The sequence below is a fragment of the Agromyces sp. GL_144 genome (genome assembly GCF_057834305.1).
In genome coordinates, this window is sequence record NZ_CM174399.1 from 2,325,012 (window position 1) to 2,347,555 (window position 22,544).

Sequence of the window (22,544 nt, forward strand, 5' to 3'; positions counted from 1 at the left end):
CCTGAATGAGAGCCGGAAGTCAGTATCCGGCGTGCAGGTCGATGCGTCCGACCCACTCGCCGCGACCGAGGAACGCGGCGGTGTCGGCCTCCACGCGCGCCGCGAAGAGCGGCACGGTCATCGCCTCGGTGTCGGCGACATGCGGCGTGACGAGGGCGTTGTCGAGCTGCCAGAGCGGATGCCCCGCCGGCAGCGGTTCGGGCTCGGTGACGTCGAGCCCGGCCCCGCCGAGCCGGCCGCTCGCGAGTTCGGCGACGAGTGCGTCGGTGTCGACGAGCGCGCCGCGCGCCACGTTGACGAGCACGGCGCCGTCGGGCAGCAGCGCGAGTTCGGCCGCGCCGATCATGCCGCGCGTGCGCTCGGTGAGCGCCGCAGCGAGGAACACGACGTCGGCGTCGGCGAGCACCTCGTGCAGTGCGGCGTCGGTCACCGTACGCGCCGCACCCGCGACGGGGGCCTCTCGGCGACGGATGACGGTCGCGTGCACGCCGAACGGCTCGAGCAGCCGCAGCAGTTCCTCGGTGATGCCGCCGCCGCCGAGCACCACGACGCGCGCGCCGAGCAGCGAGCGTCCGCGCTCGTCGGCCTCCCACGTCACGGCGCGCGCCCGGCGGGGAACCTCGCGCAGCACGCTCAGGGCGAGCATGAGCGCGTGCTCGGCCACGGGGCGTGCGTACGACCCCTTGGCACTCGTCCAGACCCGGCCGTCGTCGCGGAACCGCTCGAGCGTGCCGGCGAACGCATCGACGCCCGCCCACGGAAGCTGCACCCACGAGACATCGGGATGCCGCTCCAGTGCGTCCGTCAGCTCGGCCGAGCCCCCGTTCGCCACCCAGACGATGCCGCGCGTGGCCGCTCCGAGCGGCACGACCGTGCCGCCGGCGCGACGCACGGCGTCGACCACGGTCGGATCGGCGTTCGGCAGCACCGAGACGGCACCGGACGCGAACGGCCGCGTCGCGGAATCGGTCACGTGCTGATGCCCTCGTCGACCTCGTCGATGATCGCGTGACCGTCGTCGAGCGCACCCGCGAGCGCGGCCACGTACGGGTGGCTCGGATCGTGGAAGACCTCCTCGATGGTGCCGAGCGCCGCCAGGTTGCCGCGGTCGAGCACGGCGATGCGATCGGCGGTGCGTCGTAGCACCGGCAGGTCGTGGCTGATGAGCAGCGCGGAGAACCGCTGGCGCTCGCGCAGTTCGCCGATGAGCTGGGCGACCGCGTCGCGCACCGTGAGGTCGATGCCGGCCGTCGGCTCGTCGGCGATGAGCACCGACGGGCCGAGCACGAGCGCCTGGGCGAGCGCGACGCGCTGGCGCTGGCCGCCGCTCAGCTCGTAGGGGTACTTCTCGAGGTGGCCGAGCGGCAGGCGCACGCTGTCGAGCATCGTCGCGACCCGGGTCGCCAGTGCCCGCTGGTTGTAGCGTCGATCGCGCTCGAGGATCGGCTCGGCGATGATCTCCGCCACGCTGCGGTCGGCCGGGAGCCTGGATCCGGCGTCCTGCGCGAGGTAGCCGACGTGGAAGCGCAGTTCGGGGATGCGTCGCTTCGGCAGACCGCGCAACCGATGACCGAGCACGGATGCCTCGCCGCCCGTGATGACCGGCCGCGAGTCGCCCGACTTCGGGTCGAGGGCGACCCCCGAGAGCAGCTTCGCGAGCGTGCTCTTGCCGCTGCCCGCGCTGCCGAGCAGGCCGACGACCTCGCCCGGTGCGATCGTGAGGCTCAGCCCGTGCAGCGCGACATGGGCGGGGCTCGGGCCCTTGGCCGGGTACTCCAGCGTCAGATCGCTGATGACGATCGGGTACCCGTGCTCGGTCGGAGCCATCAGTCGGCCTCCCGCAGTCGCCGGAGCTGCTCGCGACGCTCGGCCTGCACGATCGGGTCGGGCACCGGCAGCGATGCGAGCAGGCGCTGCGTGTACGCCTGCTGCGGCGAACCGAGCACCTCGGTTCCGGTGCCCTCCTCGACGAGCTCGCCGTGGTACAGCACCGCGATGCGGTCGGCGAGGATGTCCACGACCGCGAGGTCGTGGCTGATGAACAGCGAGGCGAACCCGAACTCGCGCTGCAGCTCGGCGAAGAGCTCGAGCACGCGGGCCTGCACCGACACGTCGAGCGCCGAGGTGGGCTCGTCGGCGATGAGCAGCTCGGGTTCGAGCGCGAGCGAGCGGGCGAGGCTCGCGCGCTGGCGCTGCCCGCCGCTCAACTCGTGCGGGTAGCGGTCGCCGTAGGCCTTCGGCAGCTGCACGGCCTCGAGCAGTTCGTCGACGCGCGGACGGGCGGTTCTGGCATCGCGGGCCCGGCCGTGGATGATGAGCGGCTCGGCCACGCACTCCGCGATCGTCAGGAGCGGGTTGAAGCTCGACGCCGGGTCCTGGAAGACGAATCCGATGCGGCTGCGCAGCGGCCGGAAGTCGCGCTCGCGGATGCCGTTCATCTCGGCACCGAGCACGTTCAGCGAGCCGCCCGTGACCTTCGTGAGCCCGGCGATCGCACGGCCGATCGTGGTCTTGCCGGAGCCGGACTCGCCGACGAGGCCCAGCACCTCACCCGGTCGGATGACCAGGTCGACCCCGCGCACGGCCTTGAAGCCCGAGCTGCCGAACCGGCCCGGGTACTCGATCTCGAGGCCCTTCGCCCGAACCACGGGCGTCTGGTCTGCCCAGTCGTCGGCGCGAGCCGCCGCACGCTCCTGGGCGTGAACGGTGCCATGGCCGACGAAGGGCACCGCCGCGAGCAGCTTCTTCGTGTACTCGTGCTGCGGCGTGGCGAACAGCTGTTCGACGTCGGCCTGCTCGACGAGGTTGCCCTGGTACATCACGGCGACCCGGTCGGCGAGGTCCGCGACGACGCCCATGTTGTGGGTGATGAGCACGATCGCCGCACCGAACTCGTCGCGGCACCGCCGCAGCAGGTCGAGGATCTCGGCCTGCACGGTGACGTCGAGCGCGGTCGTCGGCTCGTCGGCGACGATGAGCCCCGGCTCGAGCACGAGCGCCATCGCGATGACGATGCGCTGCTTCTGCCCGCCCGAGAACTGGTGCGGGAAGTGGTCGATGCGCTGCTCGGGGTCGGGGATGCCGACGCGCCCGAGCATCTCGATGGCCTTCGCGCGGGCCTCCTTCTTGGAGATCTCGCCGTGCGCGCGCAGGCCCTCGATGATCTGCCACCCGACGGTGTAGACGGGGTTGAGCGCCGTCGACGGCTCCTGGAAGACCATCGCCACATCGGTGCCGCGGATGTCGCGGAGCCGCTGCTTCGACAATGAGATCACGTCGTTCTCGCGGGTTCCGGCGCGGTTGGAGAGCACCACCGCACCGCTCGTCGTCGCCGTCTCGGGCAGGAGCCCGAGGATCGTCTTCGCCGTGACGGTCTTGCCGCTGCCGGACTCGCCGACGATCGCGAGCACCTCGCCGCGCTGCACCGTGAGCGACACGTCGTCGACGGCCTTCACCGCACCGGCGTCGGTCGCGAACGAGACCCCGAGGTTCCTGATGTCGACCACCGTGCTCATGGCTTGACCTCGATTCCGTGCTCGTCGAATGTTTCCCCGTCTTCGAGGCCGGCGAGACCTCCGGGCCCGGCGGTCAGCGTGCCACCGGGCACGACCGACGTCTCGGCGACCTGGCCGGCCGCCTTCGCGACCCGGCGACGACCGCGCAGGCGCGGGTCGGCGAGGTCGTTCAGGCTCTCGCCGACGAGCGTGATGCCGAGCACCGTGAACACGATCGCGAGGCCCGGGAAGACCGCCGTCCACCAGATGCCGCTCGTGACGTCGGACTGCGCCTTGTTGAGGTCGTAGCCCCACTCGGCCGCGGCCGTCGGCTCGATGCCGAAGCCGAGGAAGCCGAGGGCGGCCATCGTGAGGATGGCCTCGGAGGAGTTCAGCGTGATGATGAGCGGCAGCGTGCGGGTGGCGTTGCGCAGCACGTGCTTGAACACGATGCGGGAGTTCGACGCGCCGAGCACCTTGGCCGACTCGACGTAGGCCTCGGCCTTGATGCGCACCGTCTCGGCGCGGATCACGCGGAAGTACTGCGGGATGAACACCACCGTGATCGAGCCGGCCGCCGCGAGCACGCCGCCCCACAGGCCGGACTGACCGCCGGAGATCACGATCGAGAGCACGATCGCGAGCAGCAGCGACGGGAACGCGTAGATCGCGTCGCAGACGACGACGAGCACGCGGTCGAGCCATCCGCCGAAGTACCCGGAGTAGAGGCCGAGCGCGACGCCGATGAAGATCGAGAGCAGCACGGCGACGATGATGACGACGATCGCGGTCTGGGTGCCCCAGATGACCCGGGAGAACACGTCGTAGCCGCCGACCGTGGTGCCGAACGGATGCTCGATCGAGGGCGGACGCTGCGTGCCGAAGGCGACGCCGTCGTCCTTGCGCTGGGCGAACCCGTACGGCGCGAGCACCGGCGCGAGCAGCGACGTCAGGATGAACACGCCCACCATGACGAGTCCGGCGACGAGCATGCCGCGCTGCAGGCCGACGCTCTGCCGGACCTGGTGCACGACGGGCAGACGGTCGCGCAGTCGCCGCTTCGGCGGTGCGAGGGGTGCGGATGCCGCGGTCATGTCAGTACCTCACTCGCGGGTCGATGAACGCGGCGATGATGTCCACGATGAAGTTGGTGAGGGCGACGATGATCGCGAGGAGCACGACGATGCCCTGCACCGCGACGAAGTCCCTCGACTCGAGGAACTCGGCGAGGATGAAGCCGAGGCCCTTCCACTCGAACGTGGTCTCGGTGAGCACTGCGCCCGCGAGCAGCAGGGCGATCTGCAGGCCGATGACCGTGACGATCGGGATGAGGGCGGGCCGGTACGCGTGCTTGCGCAGCAGCCGCGACTCGGCGACGCCGCGCGACCTGGCCGCGTCGACGTAGTCGGTCGACAACGTGCCGATGACGTTCGTGCGCACGAGGCGCAGGAAGATGCCCGCCGTGAGCAGGCCGAGCGCGATCGAGGGCAGCACGGCGTGTGCGAGCACGTCGCCGAGCACCGCGGGATTGCCGGTCATCAGGGCGTCGATCGTGTAGAACCCCGTCTTGTTGGGCACCGTCTGCAACTGCAGTTCGGCGCCGACGCTCGCGCGCCCCGCGACCGGGAGCCACTTCAGCCAGACGGCGAAGACGAGCTTGAGCAGCAGTCCGGCGAAGAAGATCGGCACGGCGTACCAGAAGATGGCCAGCACCCGGAAGAAGGCGTCGGGAGCCTTGTCGCGGAAGTACGCGGCGAGAAGGCCCAGCGGGATGCCGACCGCGAACGCGATGATGAGCGAGTAGAAGACGAGCTCGAACGTCGCAGGGCCATACGTGGTGAGCACGTCGATCACGGGACGGTTCGTCGTGATCGTCGTGCCGAAGTCGAAGACCACGATGCGCCCGAGGTACTCGAGGTATTGCACGAGCAGCGGCCGGTCGTAGCCCGCGGCCTCACGCAACGCTGCGAGGGCCTCCGGACTCAGGCGGCCGCCCTGCGCGGCCGTGATGGGGTCGCCCGTCGTGCGCATCAGGAAGAACACGAGCGTGACGAGGATGAAGATCGTCGGGAAGATCAGCAGGAATCGCACGAGCAGGTAGCGTGCGAATCCTCCGCCCTGGGACTTGGGCTTGGCGCCGGGGGTCGCGACGCCGGCACTCGGCGTCAGATCGACAGCGGACATGGATTCCTCACTGTGAAACATGGAACGGGGGCGACCCGCAGGATGCGGGTCGCCCCCGTCGGTCGAACTGGATCGACTCTAGTCGGAGTGACTAGCCCTTGGAGAGCGCCGCGTAGCGGAACTTGAACGACGCGTCGAGCGTGTCTTCGGTGCCCTCGACGTCGGAACCGACGACCGCGACCTGCGCGCCCTGCATGTACGGGATCGTGGACAGGTCGACCGCGAGCTTGTCCTGGATCTCGTCGATGATGGTCGCCCGCTCCTCGGGGTCGGTCGTGACCGCCTGCTCGAGGATCAGGTCGCTGACCTCGGGGTTCTCGTAGTGGTTCGCGAGGAAGTTGCCCGGCAGGAAGAACGGCGACAGGTAGTTGTCGGCGTCGGAGTAGTCGGGGAACCAGCCCAGCTGGTATGCCGGGTAGAGGTCGGCGACGCGGTCCTTGGAGTACTGCACCCATTCGGTGGACTGCAGGTCGACCGTGAACAGGCCGCTCTCCTCGAGGTTCTCCTTGATGATCGCGTACTCGTCGCTCGAGCTCGGTCCGTAGCGCTCGGCGACGTACTGGATCGCGATCTCGACCGGAGCCGTGATGCCGGCGTCCTTCAGGCGGGCGGCCGCCTTGTCGGCGTCGGGCGCGCCGTTGCCGTCGCCGTACAGACCCTTGAGCGCGTCATTCGCGCCGGTCAGGCCCTCGGGCACCATCGAGTACAGCGGGGTGAAGGTGCCCTTGTACACGTCCTCGGAGATCGCGTCGCGATCGATGAGGTCGGCGATCGCCTGGCGGACGGCGAGGGCCTTGGCCGGGTCGGCCTCGGCGGTCGTCGCGCCGAACGGCATCGTGTCGAAGTTGAAGACCAGGTAGCGGATCTCGCCGCCCGGGCCGTCGACGACCTTCACGTTGTCGTTGCCGCGGAGGTCCTCGATGTCGGTGGCGCTGAGGGTGCGCTGCGCGACGTCGATGTTGCCCTCCTGCACGTCGAGCTTCAGGTTCGAGGCATCCGTGTAGTACTTCACGTTGACCGTGTCGGTCTTCGGTGCACCGAGCAGACCCTGGTAGTCGGCGTTCGCCTTGTACGAGATCAGGTTGTTGAAGTCGAAGCTCGAGATGACGTACTGGCCGGCGAACGCGTTGCCCGCGACGATGTCGTCGTCGGAGGTGAGCGCGTCGGCCGCGAAGACCTCTTCGTCGACGATCGGGCCCACCGGGCTCGACAGGATCTGCGGGAAGATCTGGTCGTTCTCGCTGATCAGGTGGAAGACGACGGTGGTGTCGTCGACGACCTCGGTCGAGTCGAGGTTGTAGAGCAGCGACGACGGGCCGTTCTCGTCGGCGATCGCCGTCTGGCGGTCGAACGTGAACTTCACGTCGGAGGCCGTGAGGTCGTTGCCGTTCGCGAACTTCAGGCCGGACTTGAGCTTGACCGTGTACTCGGTCGGCGCCGTGAACTCCGCGGACTCCGCGATGTCGGGCTCGACATCGGGGCTGCCGTACGGCGAGTTCATCAGGAACGGGTACACCTGGTTCATCACGGCGAACGAGCCGTTGTCGTACGAGCCGGCCGGGTCGAGCGCGGTGACCTGCTCAGTGGTGCCGATCGTCAGCGTGCCTGCGCCCGCGTCGTCGGTGCCGCCTGCGGAGCAACCGGCCAGCGCGAGCGCGGCGACCGAGACACCGGCGGCCGCGGTGAGCATGCGGCGCCGGTTCGTGGATGCGGATGTCATATCCGTCTACCTCTTCCTTTGGGTATCGGCTCGGCCGCGAAGGCGACCTCCGAGTCTGGTGATTCCGACACCCTGGCATTCCAGGTGCGGTGCGAATCGGACCGCACGTCGGCACCTTCTGATGCGAACGAGCAACCCTCTCCGTTCAGCAGTGTGCGGGAGAACACTTCAAGAGTTAGCACCTCGACCATGAAGCATTCGTCAACGTTATCGGACCGTAATGGTCGAAAATCCCGAAGGGTACCCGTCGGAAGTACCCACATATGAGACCCGCCGAAGGCCTGTTGCTCGGCATTCCGACGGTGGAAGGATTCCGGAAACATCACATCTTTGTCGAGTTTCGTACCACATCACATGTGATGCACAACAACGAGTCGCAGGGACTCGTCCACCACGATCAGGAGGTTGAAGTGGCACTGCGTGAACACAGATCCAGAACTGAAATGAGGCGAGCGGGGTTGGCCGCCATCGTCACGGTGGGCGTGATGACCCTTGCGACGGTGTCGAGCGGCACCGCGTTCGCGGCGCCGCCGGCAGCGATCGACCCGGCCGTCCTCAACCCCATCGACCCCCAGAACTGGGAGAACATGGACGACATGACGTGGGACGACTACGTCCCCGTCCCCGGCACCGACTGGGCCAACGACGACGAAGGCACCGACCGGCAGTTCAACGGCGCCATCGTGCTGCTGGATTTCGAGAACCAGCCGTTCCTCGTGACCGAGGAGGAGGGCGCCCACCCGTTCGGCGACCCGTCGTCGATCGCGAACGGCCTCGACCGCGAGGACGTGCCGCAGTTTTACCTCGATCTGCTGAACACACCGAACGAGCTGAACCACGGCCGCACCATCAACGAGTACTGGATGGAGCAGTCGGGCGGCCGGCTCAGCGTGCAGATGGAGGCGTTCGGGCCGTACAAGCTCCCCGGCAACATCGAGGAGTACGGCCTCAACGACTCGTTCAACAAGGACCCGGGTGCCGCGGGCAACCGCGCGTACTGCCCGCAGGGACTCAGGTGCGACAAGAACATCCGCACCGACGCACTGCCGCTGTGGGGCGCGGACATCGGCTCGGCCGACCCGCTGCGCGAGTTCGACCAGGTGTTCTACATCACGGCCGGCCACGACGAGTCCTCGACGTGGGAGGAGTTCGGCCAGATGCTGTTCGAGAACCCCGAGGACGTCACCGATGACTTCGGACCGCCGCGTGACGAGAACGGCGTGGCCCTCGATCAGAACGGCCAGCCGATGAAGAACTGGGCGAAGACCCGGTACATCCCGTGGACGTCGTGGCAGGCTGCCATCAACCACTGGCCGAACGCGAACTTCGCGTCCGGCGGGCGGGCGGGCAACTCGACCCAGGCGGAGTCGTCCGGCATGGGCACCTTCGCGCACGAGTTCAGCCACATCCTCGGCATCTCCGACAACTACGGCAACCCGTACGGCACCGAAGGCGCCGACGGCGGCCCGCTGCGTGATACCAGCGGTCCGTTCGACGTGCTGGCACGCGGCTCGTTCAACGGCCCCGGTGGCACCCACCAGCGCTGGAGCGTTCCGTCGATCGCCGGCGGATCCCAGCCCGCGGGCGTCGGACTGCGCAACCGCATCAACCTCGGGATCATCGACGAGTCGGAGTACCTGAACCTGCCCGAGACGACCCTCGACCAGGTCGGAGCCGTCAGCACGCGCATCACCTCGCGCGCGGTGATGGGCGAAGGCCTGCTCACGGGCGTCAACCTCGTGCTCGACAAGCCCGACTCGGCTCCCGCCGACAACTCGACCGGCTCGTGCACCCGCCAGGGCAGGGACGCGGAGGGCAATGCCACCTGGGACTGCGACGGCGGCAACTTCGACAACTACACGCTCGAGGTGATCGACCGCATGGGCACCGACTCGTTCCAACCCGACAGCGGCGTGATGATCGCGAAGACGAAGAATCGCGATTCGAACCCGTTCATCTGGACGATCGACGCCAACCCGCAGAACATCGACACGGTGGACTACGTCCGCCCCGACGGCACGCCGGTGATGATCACGCGAGGCGACCAGCGCCAGTTGAACGACGCGCTCTTCCATGCCGGAACCGACTCCGGATCCGAGTACGAGTACGTCGACGAGGCGAACGGGCTTCACTTCTACATCACGGACATGGAGCGCGACGACGAAGGCCTGCTCGCCTACGACGTGGCGATCCGCTCGCTCACGTCGACGTCGGCCCAGGCACGCGGCGTCGCCCTCGGCGCGGTCGCGAACTCGGGCTCGCTAGAGAGCGGTCTGCTCGGCCTCACGGTTCCGGTGACCAACACCGGAGCCGCGGCATCCGACCCGATCGCCGACGTCGACATCTACCGCGTCGCCGCAACGATCGAGGGTGAGGCGGCCGGCTGGACCGTGCGCATCCCGAACGAGATCCTGACGGTCGGCACCGGTGCGACGGAGGAGGTGCCGGTCTACCTCGCATACGAGGGCGACGGCGTGCCGACGGTCGTGCCTTCGGTCTCGGTCACGGTCACGTCCGAGAACGACCCGGCGGCGACCGCGACGGCCAAGACCTCGGTCGTCGACACCGTCAAGCCCGTGGCGACCCTGGTCTCGCCGACCACCGCCGGACCGGCAAAGGAGCTGACCGTACAGGTCGATGCGACCGACAATCACGGCCTGAAGCGGATCGTGGCGAACGTGTACAGCGGCACGACGCTCGTCAAGAGCACCCAGACCGCCGCGAACGGCGCGACGAGCGCCACGCACAATGCCACGGTCACCCTGCCCGACGGCAACTACACGGTGAAGTACAACGCCGAGGACCTCAACGGCAACATCGCCAAGACCGGGACGTTCGCGTTCACGATCGATGCGACGGTTCCGACGGTCACGGTCAAGACGGGTGCGAATGAGACGGTGGGAGCCGACGGCGTCTACTCGCTCGTGAGCTTCAAGCTCTACGACGCCGGCATGATCGACACGCTGACGCTCAACGGGGTGGTGAAGGACCTCACGAACAACGCGTGGTCCGACCTCAACTTCGTCAAGCCCGGCGCCTTCGGCGGGGTGGTCGGCGAGAACACGCTCGTCGTCTCCGACGTCGCGGGCAACGCGACGACGATCACGTTCACCCTGAACTGACGTCGAACCACTGAGGCGGGTGCCTCCCCGCTCCTGCGGGGAGGCACCCGTCACGGCATCGTGATCCAGCCGGCCACATCCATCGAGCGGAGCCAGAGCATGACCGGAGTCCCCCGCATCGCTTCCATCGCCATCGCCATCGCCGCGGTGTTCCTCGCCGGCTGCGCCACGCAGGCCGGGTCGGATGCTGCGACGATCGATGTGCTCGTGCGCGATTCGAACCTGCGGGTCGAGGGCGAGGCGTGCTCAGGCGCTCGACCCGACGAGCACATCCACCGCGGTGCCGAACTCGTGCTCGAACACGAGTCCGTTCGTCTGGCGGTCGAGCTCCCCGACGGCGAGGCCGTGCGCATCGACGACCTCGACTACGGCGCCGCGCCGCGGATTCCCACCGCGTGCCGCTTCCGCGTCGCCGTGCCCGGGATCGCGCCCGACGTCGACTACGCCGTGACGATCGACGGCCGCGACGCAGGCGGCTACCGGTACTCGCCCGCCGACGCCGCACCCATCGCAGTTCCGCCGCTCGCCGATCCCGGCGCGATCCTCGAAACCGGAGACCACTGATGTCGCTCGTCCAGCGTGCCTCGCTCCTGGCGGCCGTCGCACTGACGGCCTTCCTCCTCACCGGATGCACCTCCGAAGCCCGAGGCGGAGCCGACCGGCTCCCCGGCGAGCTGCCCGCCGGCGTGACGTTCGCCGAGAACCCCGGCTCGCCGAACGCGCCGACCATCGACGCGGAACTCGTCGACGGCTCGCCCGTCGGCAACGAGGAGCTCTGGGGCGATCGGCCCGCCGTTCTGCAGTTCACGACCTCCTGGTGCTCGCGCTGCGACGACCAGCAGCCGGTGATCGACGGCATCACGCGCGACTACGGCGATGCGGTCACCGTCGCGCTCGTGGCCGGTGATCCCGCCGACGGCCAGGACGCGCTCCTCGAGCATCTCGACGACCTCGGGGTCACCCAGCCGGTGATCACCGACCCCGATCTGCGGGTGTGGCGCTCGTACGCCGTCGACGAAGCGCCGATGACCGCGCTCGTGGACGCCGACGGCCGCCTCGTGAAACTCTGGCCCGGCGGTGCCGACGATGCGAAGCTCCGGGCCGAGCTCGATCGCATCGTGCAGCGCGCGGGCGGCTGAGCGGCTGAGCGGCTGAGCGGCTGAGGATCAGTCGCCGCGCAGGTCGCGTCGCTCGCGCTCGAGTTCGACGAGCCCCCGCTGCAGGGACGCGTAGGTCTCGGTGTCGGTGCGATCGGTGCGCTGGAGGCGACCGAGCAGCTCGGACTTCTGCCGGAGCAGCTCGCGATCGACGAGCGCGCTCACGACACCGCGCACATAGACGGAGAGCTCGGCGTTGCCGCGCTGCGGGATCGGGGCGACGGCCAACTGCCGCACGACGCCGGCGAACGGCTGCGGCACCTCGTCGACGACGCGGTCGACCCGCACGGCGTCGGCACCGGCCGCGAGCACGGATGCCACGCCATCACGGACCACTGACAGCGACGGGTTCGTGAACCGGCAGTCCACGGCGTGCCGCAGCAGGTCGAGCCCGACCTCGTCGGGGTACTGCAGCATCGCCTGCAGCGCGTCGCGTTCGAGGCGCGTGGCCGGGTCGTTCGGGAGATCGGCGATCGAGAACGGCCGGGCCGGGGCATCCGTCGCCGTGGCGACACCTGCGCCCTGCCCCGGTGCGCCGTGCTGCCCCGCCGACTGACGCGCCGAACCCGAGTCGCCGCGCTGGCCCGCACCGCCGCGCTGGCCCTGCGAGCTCGCCTGCCGCACCGCGCGGGTCGCCTCGCCGAGTTCGACGCCGAGCATGCGCGCGAGCTCGCGCGTGTAGCCGGGCCGCAGTGCGGGGTCGCGGATCTCGGCGATGACGGGAGCCGCCGCGCGCAGGGCGCCGACGCGGCCCTCGACGGTCTCGAGGTCGTAGCGCTCGATGGTGTGCCGGAGCACGAACTCGAACAGCGGGGTGCGCGACTCGACGAGGCTGCGCACGGCGGCGTCGCCCTTCGAGAGCCGCAGGTCGCACGGGTCGAGTCCGTCGGGCGCGACCGCCACGAAGGTCTGCGCGGCGAAGCGCTGCTCCTCACCGAAGGCGCGCATCGCGGCCTGCTGGCCGGCCGCATCGCCATCGAAGGTGAAGACCACCTCGCCCCCGCCCGAGTCGTCGCCGAGCACGCGCCGCAGCACCTTGATGTGGTCGACGCCGAACGAGGTGCCGCACGTCGCGATGGCCGTGGTGACGCCCGCGAGGTGGCAGGCCATGACGTCGGTGTACCCCTCGACGACGACCACCCGGTGGGTCTTGGAGATGTCGCGCTTGGCGAGGTCGAGCCCGTAGAGCACCTGCGCCTTGTGATAGACGGCCGTCTCGGGGGTGTTCAGGTACTTCGGGCCCTTGTCGTCGTCGAGCAGGCGCCGGGCGCCGAAGCCGACCGTCTGGCCGGTGACGTCGCGGATGGGCCACACGAGTCGGCCGCGGAACCGGTCGTAGACCCCGCGATCGCCCTGGGAGACGAGGCCCGACGCCGAGAGCTCTTCGGTGCTGAAGCCACGACCCTTGAGGTGGTCGGTGAGGGCGTCCCAGCTCTTGGGCGCGAAGCCGACGCCGAACCGCCTCGCGGCCTCGGCGTCGAAGCCGCGCTCGCCGAGGAAGCGGCGGCCGACCTCGGCCTCTGGGGACCCGAGCTTCTCGATGAAGAACTCCGCGGCCACCTGGTTCGCGGCGAGGAGCCGGGCCCGATTGCCGTGGTCGCTCGCCTGGCCACCGTCTTCGTAGTGCAGCTCGTAGCCGAGGCGACCGGCGAGCCGCTCGACGGCCTCGGTGAACGAGACGTGGTCCATGCGCTGCAGGAAGGTGTAGGCGTCGCCCGACTCGCCGCAGCCGAAGCAGTGGTAGTAGCCGAGCGCGGGGCGCACGTGGAAGCTCGGGCTGCGCTCGTCGTGGAAGGGGCAGAGGCCCTTCAGGGAACCGACGCCTGCCGACTTCAGGCTCACGTGGTCGCCGACGATATCGGCGATGTTCGTGCGGGCCTTCACCTCATCGACGTCGCTCTGTCGAATTCGGCCTGCCATGGCTCTCATCCTAGATCGCGCGCGCGGTGCCACGGCCGGTCGGCCGCGACTTCAGGGTCGTCTCAGCGGCGCACGAGGCGCTCATGCCACGCCAGCGCGGACTGATCGGTGAGGCTCGCGACCTGGTCGACCACGACCCGCGTGCGGGCCGCATCGTCGCCGGCGGCCGCCCAGTCCTCGGCGAAGCCGGGGTCGAGGTCGCGCTCCCCCGTCGCGAGCAGGGCGTCGGCCAGCTCGACGAGCACTTCGCGCTGCTGCACGTAGATGGGCTGGCGGCTGTTGCGCGACATCACGAATGCCGCGACGATGCCCTTCAGCACCGCGATCTCGGCCTGCACCTCTCGCGGCACGACGACGTCGGCGTCGAAGCGGATGAGGCTCGCCAGCGGGAACGCCGAGCGCGTCGCCTCGGTCGCCGCGCGGGCGAAGCGGCCGATGAGCTGGCTCGTGAGGTTCTTCAGGTGCGCCTGGTCGCGCCGGCCGGCGTCGTAGGAGTCCATCCAGCCGTCGAGCGAGTCGAGGCGGTCGAACGCCGCGATCAGCTCGTCGTGCGAGAACGTGCCGCCGATCCACTCGTACATCGAGGAGACGAGCGCGTCGTGGTCGACGCGCGCACCGAGGCTCTCGACATCGATGTAGCCGTTGACCACGGCGTCTTCGAAGTCGTGCACCGAGTACGCGATGTCGTCGGAGAGGTCCATGACCTGCGCCTCGATGCAGAGGCGCCGCTCCGGCGCCCCGCGGCGGAGCCAGGTGAACACGTCGAGGTCGTCGCGGTAGAACCCGAACTTCGCGCGACCGCTCGGATCGGCGACCGACGTGGCCTCTGGCCACGGGTACTTGCAGCTCGCGTCGAGGCTCGCCCTCGTGAGGTTGAGTCCGTAGCCGCGGCCGTCGGCTCCGAAGACCTTCGGCTCGAGGCGGCTCAGGATGCGCAGGGTCTGCGCGTTGCCCTCGAACCCGCCGATGTCGGCCGCCCAGACGTTGAGCGCCTTCTCGCCGTTGTGCCCGAACGGCGGGTGCCCGAGGTCGTGCGCGAGGCAGGCCGTGTCGACGACGTCTGGGTCGAGCCCGAGCGACTCGGCGAGCTCGCGCCCGACCTGGGCGACCTCGAGCGAATGCGTGAGCCGGTTGCGGGCGAAGTCGAGTCCCGCGGTCGGGCTCAGCACCTGGGTCTTCGCCGCGAGGCGCCGGAGCGCACTCGAGTGCAGCAGCCGCGCCCGGTCGCGCGCGAAGTCGCTGCGGCGGTTGGTGTGCTCTTCTGGCAGCAGGCGTTCGGTGTCGGCGTCGTGGTACCCGCCGAAGAGTCGTTCGGATGCCACCCTCAGCCGCCGCTCGTGTCGAGTTCGGCGTCGACGAGCGTCGTGCGATCGTGGCCCACGAGCTCTTGCGAGTCGAGCCAGCCGTCAGGCAGCGAGGGGTTCTTCGGGGTGCCTGCGCGCCCGCGCGGCCCCTCGGCGCCCTCGCCCGGGTACGGCATCGACCAGTCGAGCGTGCCGAGCAGGTCGTCGAGCATCGCGAGCGACTCGACCGTCGCGAGCCGCGCCCGCAGGTCGCCGCCCACCGGGTAGCCCTTGAAGTACCAGGCGACATGCTTGCGGATGTCTCGACAACCGCGTTCTTCGGAGTCGAAGAACTCCGTCAACAACTCGGCGTGACGGCGGAAGGTCTGCGCGACCTGACCGAGCGACGGGTGGAAGTTCTGGGTCTCACCGCGGAACGCCGCCGCCAGATCGCCGAAGAGCCACGGCCGCCCGAGGCATCCGCGACCGACGACGACGCCGTCGCACCCGGTCTCGGCGACCATGCGCAGCGCGTCGTCGGCCGACCAGATGTCGCCGTTGCCGAGCACCGGAACACCGGTGACCGTCTCTTTGAGCCGGGCGATGGCCGACCAGTCGGCATGACCCGAGTAGAACTCGGCCGCCGTGCGGGCGTGCAGCGCGATCGAGGCGACGCCTGCTCCCTCGGCGATGCGACCCGCCTCGAGGTAGGTGAGGTGGTCGGCGTCGATGCCCTTGCGCATCTTGATCGTGAGCGGGATGTCGCCCGCGGCCTGCACCGCACCCTCGACGATGTCTCGGAACAACCCGCTCTTCCATGGCAGCGCCGCACCGCCGCCCTTGCGGGTGACCTTGGGCACGGGGCATCCGAAGTTCAGGTCGATGTGATCGGCGCGATCTTCGGCGACGAGCATCGTGACCGCCTCGGAGACCGTCTTCGGGTCGACCCCGTAGAGCTGGATGGAGCGCGGCGTCTCGGACTCGTGGTGCGTGATGAGGCGCATCGACTCGGGCGTGCGCTCGACGAGCGCACGACTCGTGATCATCTCGGAGACGTAGAGGCCGGCGCCGAACTCGCGGCAGAGCCTGCGGAACGCCGTGTTCGTGATGCCCGCCATGGGGGCGAGCACGACGGGCACGTCGAGTTCGAGGCCGCCGATGGTCAGCGGGCCGGTGGGCGTCGTGGTGGTGAGTGGCATCACGTTCGATTCTCCCAGAATCCTGCGGCATCCGGCCCACGGCGCGAATCGCGCGCCTAGGATCTCCCTCAGGCGACCTGGGGAGGACGACATGGGCGAGGCCCTGACCGGTTCTGAACGCGTGCGAGCGGATGCCGCGGCGCGCGGTCTCGACGTCGAGATCATCGAGCGTCCGGCGGCACGCAGTCTCGACGAGGCTGCAGAACTGCTCGGCATCTCCCCCGGTGACATCGTCAAGTCGCTCGTCGTCAAGCGCAGCGACGACACCTACCTGTTCGCGCTCGTGCCCGGCGGGCGCAAGATCTCCTGGCCGAAGCTGCGCGCGCTCGTCGGCGTCAACAAGCTGCAACTGCCGGATGCGTCGCTCGCGCTGGCCGCGACCGGCTACGAGCGCGGCACGATCACCCCGCTCGGATCGACCACGGCGTGGCCCGTGTTCATCGACGAGTCCGTCGTCGGGCGCCGCGTCTCGATGGGCGCGGGCGAGCACGGCCACAGCCTGTTCGTCGACGCCGACCGCCTCATCGAGGCGTTCGGCGCGACGGTCGCCGACCTCAGCGACCCCGAGTAGCGGCTACTCGGCCGCGTCTGCGCCAGGCACGAAGCAGACGTCGCCCTCGCAGACCATGGCCGACGGGTCGCCCGCCACCATCATGAAGGGCGACGCCGCGGCGTCCGTGAGCGGCTGCGCCGCGGCATCCGTCACGGTCGTCTCGATGATCGACTCGGTCACGCTGCACGCTCCCCGGCGACCTGCGAGATCGCCTGCGAGAAGACCTCGGCGGGCTGCGCGCCCGAGATGCCGTACCTGCCGTCGATCACGAAGAACGGCACGCCGTTGATGCCGTAGGCGCCGGCCTGGGCGATGTCGGCCTGCACGCCCTCGGCGTAGCGACCGGATTCGAGCGCCTCGCGCGCGGCGGCGCCGTCGAGCCCCACCTCTTCGGCGTAGGCGATGAGCTCATCGATGCGGTTCACGCGGCCGCCCTCGACGAAGTACGCCTTGAGCAGGCGCTCCTTCAGCTCGAGCTGCTTGCCGTTCGCCTTGGCGAAGTGCAGCAGTTCGTGCGCCTTCAGGGTCTTGGTGTGCGCGACCTTCTCGAAGTGGTACTCGAGGCCCGCGTTCGCGGCGACGCCGGTGACGTGCTCGAGCATCTGCTCGACGCGCTCGACGGGCATGCCCTTGCGCTCCGAGAGGTACTCGACCGTCGAGCCCTCGAAATCGAGCGGGGTGTCGGGCGAGAGCTCGAACGAGTGGTACTCGATCTCGACATCGGGGGCGTCGGCGCCCAGGGCGTCGATGCCGGCTTCGAGGTGGCGCTTGCCGATGTAGCACCAGGGGCAGGCGATGTCGGACCAGATGTCGATCTTGATGGGTTCACTCACGACGGAATGCAACGCATGCAGGCGCATCGGTATTCCCAGCCATCGGCCGTCCGGACCGCACCGCGGCATCCGACTGCTTCGGTGCGTCGGCCGCCCCCTCAGCCGCCCACCACGATCCTCGTCGCCTCGGCCACCACCGCGTCGTTCCGCACCGCCTCGGAGCGGTCGGCGTGCGTCAGGATCACGAGTGTGAGCGGTTCGCGCCGCGGCCGCCAGAGCACGCCGGCGTCGTTCACGACGCCGTATTCGCCGCCGCCGGTCTTGTCGGCCAGCTCGTAGGGCGGGGTGAGCCCCGCGCGCATGCGCTTCCCGGAGGTCTGCGTGCGCAGCATCCACTCGCGCAACCTCGAGGAGGCGAGCACGCCCGCGGCGTCCTCGAGGATGAGCGACGAGTACAGGAGCGCGATGTCGTCGGGGGTCGTCGTGTCGCGCGGATCGCCGGGGACGGCCTCGTTGAGGTCGGGCTCCCAGCGATCGAGCCGCGTCTCGGTCGCGCCCAACGACGCCGCGAACGAGGTGATCGCCGATGGCCCGCCGAGCTCCCGGAGGAGCAGGTTGCCCGCGGTGTTGTCGCTGAACCGGATCGCGGCATCCGCCAGTTGCTCGGGGGTGGCCTCCTGCGGTTCGAGCTTGTCGAGCACGATCGAGTCCCGAACGACGTCGGCGTCCGTGAACGGGATCGGCGTTCCCCAGTACGCGTCGTCGTACCCGCGCGCCTGCACGAGCGCGGCCGCCGCGATCGGCTTGAAGAGCGAGCACATCGGGAACCGCTCGTCGGCGCGGTGGCGGAAGGCACGCCGCCCGCCACGGGTGACGGCGTGGACGCCGATGCGGACGTCCGCCTCCTGTTCGAGGGCACGCAGGTCGCGCGAGATCCGGGAACGGTCGCCCGAGCCGAGGCCTCCACCGGCACCGACGCCGACCGCCCGGGCCGGAGTCGGGGTGAGGGCCGCCGCGGCGATGCCGGCCGTCGCGGCACCTCCGAAGGCGAGCAGGGAACGGCGGGAGACGGCGGAGGATTCATGCGTCGAAGTCATGCCGGAAGTCTTCCGAGACGACATCGATGCGGTCAAAGCACACAACGCCCCCATCCATGCCAAGATCGCATGCATGCCCCGCAACTTCGATCTGCTCTCGGCCTGCGAGGCCTTCGTCTCCGTCGCCGAACGGGAGAGCTTCACCGCGGGCGCGACGGGCGTCGGAGTGACGCAATCCGTTGCCAGTCGACGGATCGCGGCGCTCGAAGACCACCTCGGCGCCCGGTTGTTCGAGCGAACCTCGCGTCGCGTCGCCCTCACCGCCTTCGGACGCAGCGTGCTGCCCGGCGCGATCCGGCTCGTGGTCGCCTCGCAGGAGTTCGCCGACGACGCCGATCACGCCAGGGCGCTTCCGGTCACCCTGGCGGTGCCGCGGCACCTCTCCCCCTCGTCGGCCGCTCGGGTCTGCGCCGCCGCGGCCGACCGTTCGCTCACGGTCGAGCTGTTCGAGGGCGCCCCCCGCGAACGCACCGAGTGGATGAGCACCGGGCGCGCCCAACTCGCGCTGCAGCATGTCGAGCCCGACCGGGCCGACTGGTCGACGCCTCTCGGCGTCGGATTCGCCGGCGGGGGCGGCAGCGCGGATTCCGGCGAGGAGCCGTTCTACCTCGCCGAGCTCCGACCACGGCGCGGCACGCCGGAACGTCGGCGCCTCTGGCTCGCACCCGAGGACGACGTGCCGAACGTTCGCGACCGGCTCGAGCGCGTGCGCAACGGCGCCGGCCTCGCGGCCGGGCACCTTCGCCAGGCGACCTCGCTCGTCACCGCGATCGCCCGCGCCATCGCCGACGGCGACCTCGTGCTCTGCACGCGCACCGAGGCGAGCGAAGCCGACCTGGCGTGGCATCCGCTCGGGGACCTGCACCTCGTACGCGGCTACACGCTCGTGCATCGCGACGCCGACCTCGCCGAGCGGTTCCTCGACGCGACGGGCCCCCTGCTGCCCGACCTGCTCGGCACGAGGGCGACCGATGCGACCTGACCGCCTCGTGCTGCGCGACGCCTCCGACGCGCTCGCCGAAGCCGGCCTCACCGCGTCGATCTCGGTGCGCGACCTCGACAGCGGGCGCGAGCTCTCCCTCGACCCGGATGCCGCGTACCCGCTCGCCTCGGTCGTCAAGCTGCCGCTCGCACTCGCCGTCCTCCGCGCGGCCCGAGACGGCGCGATCGACCTCGGCGAACCGGTGCCGATCGATCCGGCATCCCGGACCCCGGGCCTCACGGGCCTCTGCCGCTTCGAACACCCGGCGACCGTGGCCATCGGGGATCTGCTCTACCTCGCGATCTGCGTGAGCGACGACACGGCCGCCGATGCCCTCTTCCGGCGTTTCCCGCCTGCACACGTGACCACCCTGCTTCGCGAGCTCGACGTCATGGAGATCACCGTGCGGCACTCCATCCAGGAGCTGCACGAAACCCTCGCGAGCCGACTCGAGCCCGACGAGGTGCCGCAGGCGCTGGCCCTCGCGATCCAGGCGTCGACGCGCGGAGGCGGCCATCTCATCCCGCAGCTCGACGTCACGCATGCCAATGCCGGCACATCGCGAGCGCTCGTCGACCTCCTCGAACGGCTCTGGACCGATCCCGGCCTCGCGGCCGAGCAGGCCTCGATCAGGCGCCTCCTCGGAATGAACCTCATGCGTCACCGGCTCGCCCCCGACCTCGAGTCCGACGACGCGGCGTGGTACTCCAAGACGGGCACCTTCCTGCATCTCCGACATGAGGTCGGCGTGCTCGAGCACGCCGACGGCGCGCGGTTCGCGATCGCGGTCCTCAGCGAGTCCTCCGTGCCGGCGAGGATCCAGCCCGGCGCCGAACAGGCCCTCGGGCATGCGGCCCGCCTGCTGCACGATCAGGTCCGGGCTGCATGGATGCCGCGATGAGCGGTGCGCCGACGCAGGCGTCGCGCCGCATCCTCGTCGCCGGCACGAGCGGGTCGGGCAAGTCCACGCTCGCACGGCGCATCGCCGCGGCATCCGCCCTGCCGTATCAGGAGATCGACGCACTCAAGCATGGTGCCGGCTGGCAGCCGCGGCCGTCGTTCCTCGACGAGGTCGACGCGTTCACCCGACAGCCCGAGTGGGTCATCGAGTGGCAGTACACCGAGGCGAAATCGATGCTCGCCGAGCGTGCGACGACGCTCGTCTTCCTCGACTACCCGCGACGCATCGTGATGGCCAGGGTGGTGCGGCGCACCATCCGCCGCCGCCTACGCCGCGTCGAACTCTGGAACGGCAACCGCGAGGCGCCGCTCGGCACGATCTTCGGCGATCGCGACCACATCATCCGCTGGGCGTGGCGCACGCACTCGACCTGGCGTGCGCAGGTCGACGACGCGGCCGCGCGCCACCCCGCACTCGAGGTCGTGCGCCTCGCGACCCCACGCGAGACCGAGCGTTGGCTCGCCCGCTACGCCGAGGCGGTCGGCGTGTCGACCGCACCGCCGAAGCGGCGGTTGCGCGACGCGTAGAGCTCGATGGCCTGCCACAGGTCGGCTCGCGAGAAGTCGGGCCAGAGCGTGTCGAGGAACACCATCTCGGCGTAGGCCGACTGCCAGAGCATGAAGTTCGAGGTGCGCTGCTCGCCCGAACTGCGCACGAACAGGTCGACGTCGGGCAGCTCGGGCACGTAGAGCCGCTTCGCGATGAGCTTCTCGGACACGGCCGACGGCTTCAGGCGACCGGATGCCACGTCGTCGGCGATCGATCGCACCGCATCGGTGATCTCGTTGCGGCCGCCGTAGTTCACGCACATCGTGAGGGTGAGGGTGTCGTTGCCGGCGGTGAGCCGCTCGGCGAACTGCAGCTCGTTGATGACCGACGCCCAGAGCCTCGGCCGGCGCCCGGCCCAGCGGATGCGCACGCCCCACTCGTTGAGCTGGTCGCGCCTGCGGTGCAGCACGTCGCGGTTGTAGCCCATGAGGAAGCGCACCTCTTCGGGGCTGCGCTTCCAGTTCTCGGTCGAGAACGCGTAGACCGAGAGGTGCTTGACGCCCGCCTGGATCGCCCCGGCGACGACGTCGAGCAGGGCCGCCTCGCCCGCCTTGTGGCCCTCGATGCGGGTGAGACCGCGGCGGTTCGCCCAGCGCCCGTTGCCGTCCATGACGATCGCGACATGGTTCGGCACCGAGCCCTTCGGGAACGCCGGCGGGTGCACGCCCGTCCAGTCGAGCGGGCGGAAGGGAACGGCGTCGCGGTGCGTGTAGGGCTTCGGGGTCACGGTGCGGTGGTTTCTCTCGAGACGTGCGGCAGCGAGCGGAGGCCCCGCTCGAGGTGCCACTGGGTGTACGCGGCGACGATGCCGCTGGCCTGGTTGCGGTCGCCGGACGCGGACGCGTCGACGAACGCCCAGTCGCCCGCGAGCAGGGCGCCGAGCAGCGCCACGGTCGATCTGGCGATGCGCGGGGTGCCGGGAGGCGCGCATTCCTCATCGCAGACCACGCCGCCGAGCTGCACGACCACGGCCGTGTGCTCGCCCGGGCGGCCGCATCGGGAGCAGTCCTCGAAGCTCGGCGCCCAGCCCGCGAGGGCGAGCGCGCGCAGCAGGTAGGAGTCGAGCGTGAGCGTGGCCCCGTGCTCGCCGCGCGCGAGCGAGCGCAGCGCGCCGACGAGCAGCAGGTACTGCTGCAGCGAGCCCTCGGACTCGGTGAGCTTGTCGGCGGCCTCGACCATGGCGCTGGCCGCGGTGTAGGCGGCGTAGTCGGCGCTGATCTCTGCGCCGTAGGAACCGAGCGACTCGGCCTGGGTCACGACGTCGAGCGTGCGGCCCTCGTAGAGCTGCAGGTCGGCGACCATGAACGGCTCGAGCCTGGCCCCGAACTTCGAGCCGGTGCGCCGCACGCCCTTCGCGACGGCGCGCACCTTGCCGTGGCGCCTAGTGAGCAACGTGAGGATGCGGTCGGCTTCGCCCAGCTTGTGGGTGCGGAGCACGACGGCTTCATCTCGGTACACGGGCACCCTTCATCATCCCACCCGATTCCGACATCCGGCCCCGCCCTCGCAGGCCGCCGACGGATGCCCCGGGCTGACGCCCCGCGCTCGCA

The 22,544-nt window shown here is 70.0% G+C and carries 21 protein-coding genes; 7 read left to right on the plus strand and 14 right to left on the minus strand.

What is annotated here, in order from left to right; genetic code table 11:
• Positions 1 to 19: 19 nt before the first annotated feature.
• From AC3IPY_RS10575 to AC3IPY_RS10600, 6 genes are all read right to left on the minus strand, one after another.
• The gene (locus tag AC3IPY_RS10575; protein ID WP_489184253.1) at positions 20 to 973 is read right to left on the minus strand and encodes a D-isomer specific 2-hydroxyacid dehydrogenase family protein; all 954 of its coding nucleotides are present in this window, start codon (positions 971 to 973) and stop codon (positions 20 to 22) included.
• A complete protein-coding gene (locus tag AC3IPY_RS10580) occupies positions 970 to 1,827 on the minus strand; it encodes an ATP-binding cassette domain-containing protein (protein ID WP_489184254.1) in 858 nt (285 codons plus the stop codon). The genes AC3IPY_RS10575 and AC3IPY_RS10580 overlap by 4 nt, the downstream gene beginning before the upstream one ends.
• On the minus strand, positions 1,827 to 3,515 hold the full coding sequence (locus AC3IPY_RS10585; RefSeq protein WP_489184255.1) for an ABC transporter ATP-binding protein: 1,689 nt from the start codon (positions 3,513 to 3,515) through the stop codon (positions 1,827 to 1,829). Before AC3IPY_RS10585 ends, AC3IPY_RS10580 begins: the two co-directional genes overlap by 1 nt.
• Positions 3,512 to 4,588, minus strand: a complete 1,077-nt coding sequence (locus tag AC3IPY_RS10590; RefSeq protein WP_489184256.1) for an ABC transporter permease — start codon at positions 4,586 to 4,588, stop codon at positions 3,512 to 3,514. The genes AC3IPY_RS10585 and AC3IPY_RS10590 overlap by 4 nt, the downstream gene beginning before the upstream one ends.
• Before the next feature lies 1 nt (position 4,589).
• Positions 4,590 to 5,678 (minus strand): ABC transporter permease, encoded by a 1,089-nt coding sequence (locus AC3IPY_RS10595; RefSeq protein WP_489184257.1) that lies wholly within the window; start codon positions 5,676 to 5,678, stop codon positions 4,590 to 4,592.
• 91 nt (positions 5,679 to 5,769) lie between these two features.
• Positions 5,770 to 7,398: an ABC transporter substrate-binding protein gene (locus tag AC3IPY_RS10600; protein ID WP_489184258.1), complete on the minus strand. Its 1,629-nt coding sequence runs from the start codon at positions 7,396 to 7,398 to the stop codon at positions 5,770 to 5,772.
• A gap of 458 nt (positions 7,399 to 7,856) precedes the next feature.
• On the opposite strand from AC3IPY_RS10600, the gene AC3IPY_RS10605 reads away from it, so the two are divergent.
• From AC3IPY_RS10605 to AC3IPY_RS10615, 3 genes are all read left to right on the plus strand, one after another.
• Positions 7,857 to 10,520 carry a hypothetical protein gene (locus AC3IPY_RS10605; protein ID WP_489184259.1) on the plus strand — a complete coding sequence of 888 codons (2,664 nt, stop codon included), beginning with the start codon at positions 7,857 to 7,859 and terminating at the stop codon, positions 10,518 to 10,520.
• Positions 10,521 to 10,619: 99 nt separating this feature from the next.
• Positions 10,620 to 11,084 (plus strand): hypothetical protein, encoded by a 465-nt coding sequence (locus tag AC3IPY_RS10610; RefSeq protein WP_489184260.1) that lies wholly within the window; start codon positions 10,620 to 10,622, stop codon positions 11,082 to 11,084.
• The gene (locus AC3IPY_RS10615) at positions 11,084 to 11,659 is read left to right on the plus strand and encodes a TlpA family protein disulfide reductase (protein ID WP_489184261.1); all 576 of its coding nucleotides are present in this window, start codon (positions 11,084 to 11,086) and stop codon (positions 11,657 to 11,659) included. The genes AC3IPY_RS10610 and AC3IPY_RS10615 overlap by 1 nt, the downstream gene beginning before the upstream one ends.
• A gap of 27 nt (positions 11,660 to 11,686) precedes the next feature.
• Here the strand turns inward: AC3IPY_RS10615 and dnaG are convergent, their stop codons facing one another.
• The 3 genes from dnaG to dusB form a co-directional block, all read right to left on the minus strand.
• On the minus strand, positions 11,687 to 13,597 hold the full coding sequence (gene dnaG / locus AC3IPY_RS10620) for a DNA primase (protein WP_489184262.1): 1,911 nt from the start codon (positions 13,595 to 13,597) through the stop codon (positions 11,687 to 11,689).
• A gap of 62 nt (positions 13,598 to 13,659) precedes the next feature.
• Positions 13,660 to 14,919, minus strand: a complete 1,260-nt coding sequence (locus AC3IPY_RS10625; RefSeq protein ID WP_489184263.1) for a deoxyguanosinetriphosphate triphosphohydrolase — start codon at positions 14,917 to 14,919, stop codon at positions 13,660 to 13,662.
• Positions 14,920 to 14,921: 2 nt separating this feature from the next.
• Positions 14,922 to 16,079, minus strand: a complete 1,158-nt coding sequence (gene dusB, locus AC3IPY_RS10630) for a tRNA dihydrouridine synthase DusB (RefSeq protein ID WP_489184264.1) — start codon at positions 16,077 to 16,079, stop codon at positions 14,922 to 14,924.
• A gap of 91 nt (positions 16,080 to 16,170) precedes the next feature.
• Between dusB and AC3IPY_RS10635 the strand changes: the two genes are divergently transcribed.
• A complete protein-coding gene (locus AC3IPY_RS10635) occupies positions 16,171 to 16,650 on the plus strand; it encodes an aminoacyl-tRNA deacylase (protein WP_489184265.1) in 480 nt (159 codons plus the stop codon).
• Positions 16,651 to 16,653: 3 nt separating this feature from the next.
• Here the strand turns inward: AC3IPY_RS10635 and AC3IPY_RS10640 are convergent, their stop codons facing one another.
• The 3 genes from AC3IPY_RS10640 to bla all read right to left on the minus strand — a co-directional run bounded on the left by AC3IPY_RS10640 (position 16,654) and on the right by bla (position 18,577).
• On the minus strand, positions 16,654 to 16,812 hold the full coding sequence (locus AC3IPY_RS10640) for a hypothetical protein (protein WP_489184266.1): 159 nt from the start codon (positions 16,810 to 16,812) through the stop codon (positions 16,654 to 16,656).
• Positions 16,809 to 17,465 carry a DsbA family oxidoreductase gene (locus AC3IPY_RS10645; protein WP_489184267.1) on the minus strand — a complete coding sequence of 219 codons (657 nt, stop codon included), beginning with the start codon at positions 17,463 to 17,465 and terminating at the stop codon, positions 16,809 to 16,811. The genes AC3IPY_RS10640 and AC3IPY_RS10645 overlap by 4 nt, the downstream gene beginning before the upstream one ends.
• A gap of 98 nt (positions 17,466 to 17,563) precedes the next feature.
• Entirely contained in the window at positions 17,564 to 18,577 is a 1,014-nt protein-coding gene (gene bla, locus AC3IPY_RS10650) for a class A beta-lactamase (RefSeq protein WP_489184268.1), read from the minus strand.
• On the opposite strand from bla, the gene AC3IPY_RS10655 reads away from it, so the two are divergent.
• The 3 genes from AC3IPY_RS10655 to AC3IPY_RS10665 are packed head-to-tail and all read left to right on the plus strand — an operon-like array spanning position 18,576 to position 20,972.
• Positions 18,576 to 19,484 carry a LysR family transcriptional regulator gene (locus tag AC3IPY_RS10655; RefSeq protein WP_489184269.1) on the plus strand — a complete coding sequence of 303 codons (909 nt, stop codon included), beginning with the start codon at positions 18,576 to 18,578 and terminating at the stop codon, positions 19,482 to 19,484. The genes bla and AC3IPY_RS10655 overlap by 2 nt on opposite strands.
• Positions 19,474 to 20,385 (plus strand): serine hydrolase, encoded by a 912-nt coding sequence (locus AC3IPY_RS10660; RefSeq protein ID WP_489184270.1) that lies wholly within the window; start codon positions 19,474 to 19,476, stop codon positions 20,383 to 20,385. The genes AC3IPY_RS10655 and AC3IPY_RS10660 overlap by 11 nt, the downstream gene beginning before the upstream one ends.
• Entirely contained in the window at positions 20,382 to 20,972 is a 591-nt protein-coding gene (locus AC3IPY_RS10665) for a P-loop NTPase family protein (RefSeq protein WP_489184271.1), read from the plus strand. Before AC3IPY_RS10660 ends, AC3IPY_RS10665 begins: the two co-directional genes overlap by 4 nt.
• Here AC3IPY_RS10665 and AC3IPY_RS10670 read toward each other — a convergent pair.
• Both AC3IPY_RS10670 and recO read right to left on the minus strand, forming a co-directional pair.
• On the minus strand, positions 20,912 to 21,721 hold the full coding sequence (locus AC3IPY_RS10670) for an isoprenyl transferase (protein WP_489184272.1): 810 nt from the start codon (positions 21,719 to 21,721) through the stop codon (positions 20,912 to 20,914). The two genes, AC3IPY_RS10665 and AC3IPY_RS10670, sit on opposite strands and share 61 nt — an antisense overlap.
• Positions 21,718 to 22,458 carry a DNA repair protein RecO gene (gene recO / locus AC3IPY_RS10675; RefSeq protein ID WP_489184273.1) on the minus strand — a complete coding sequence of 247 codons (741 nt, stop codon included), beginning with the start codon at positions 22,456 to 22,458 and terminating at the stop codon, positions 21,718 to 21,720. The genes AC3IPY_RS10670 and recO overlap by 4 nt, the downstream gene beginning before the upstream one ends.
• Positions 22,459 to 22,544 lie beyond the last annotated feature (86 nt).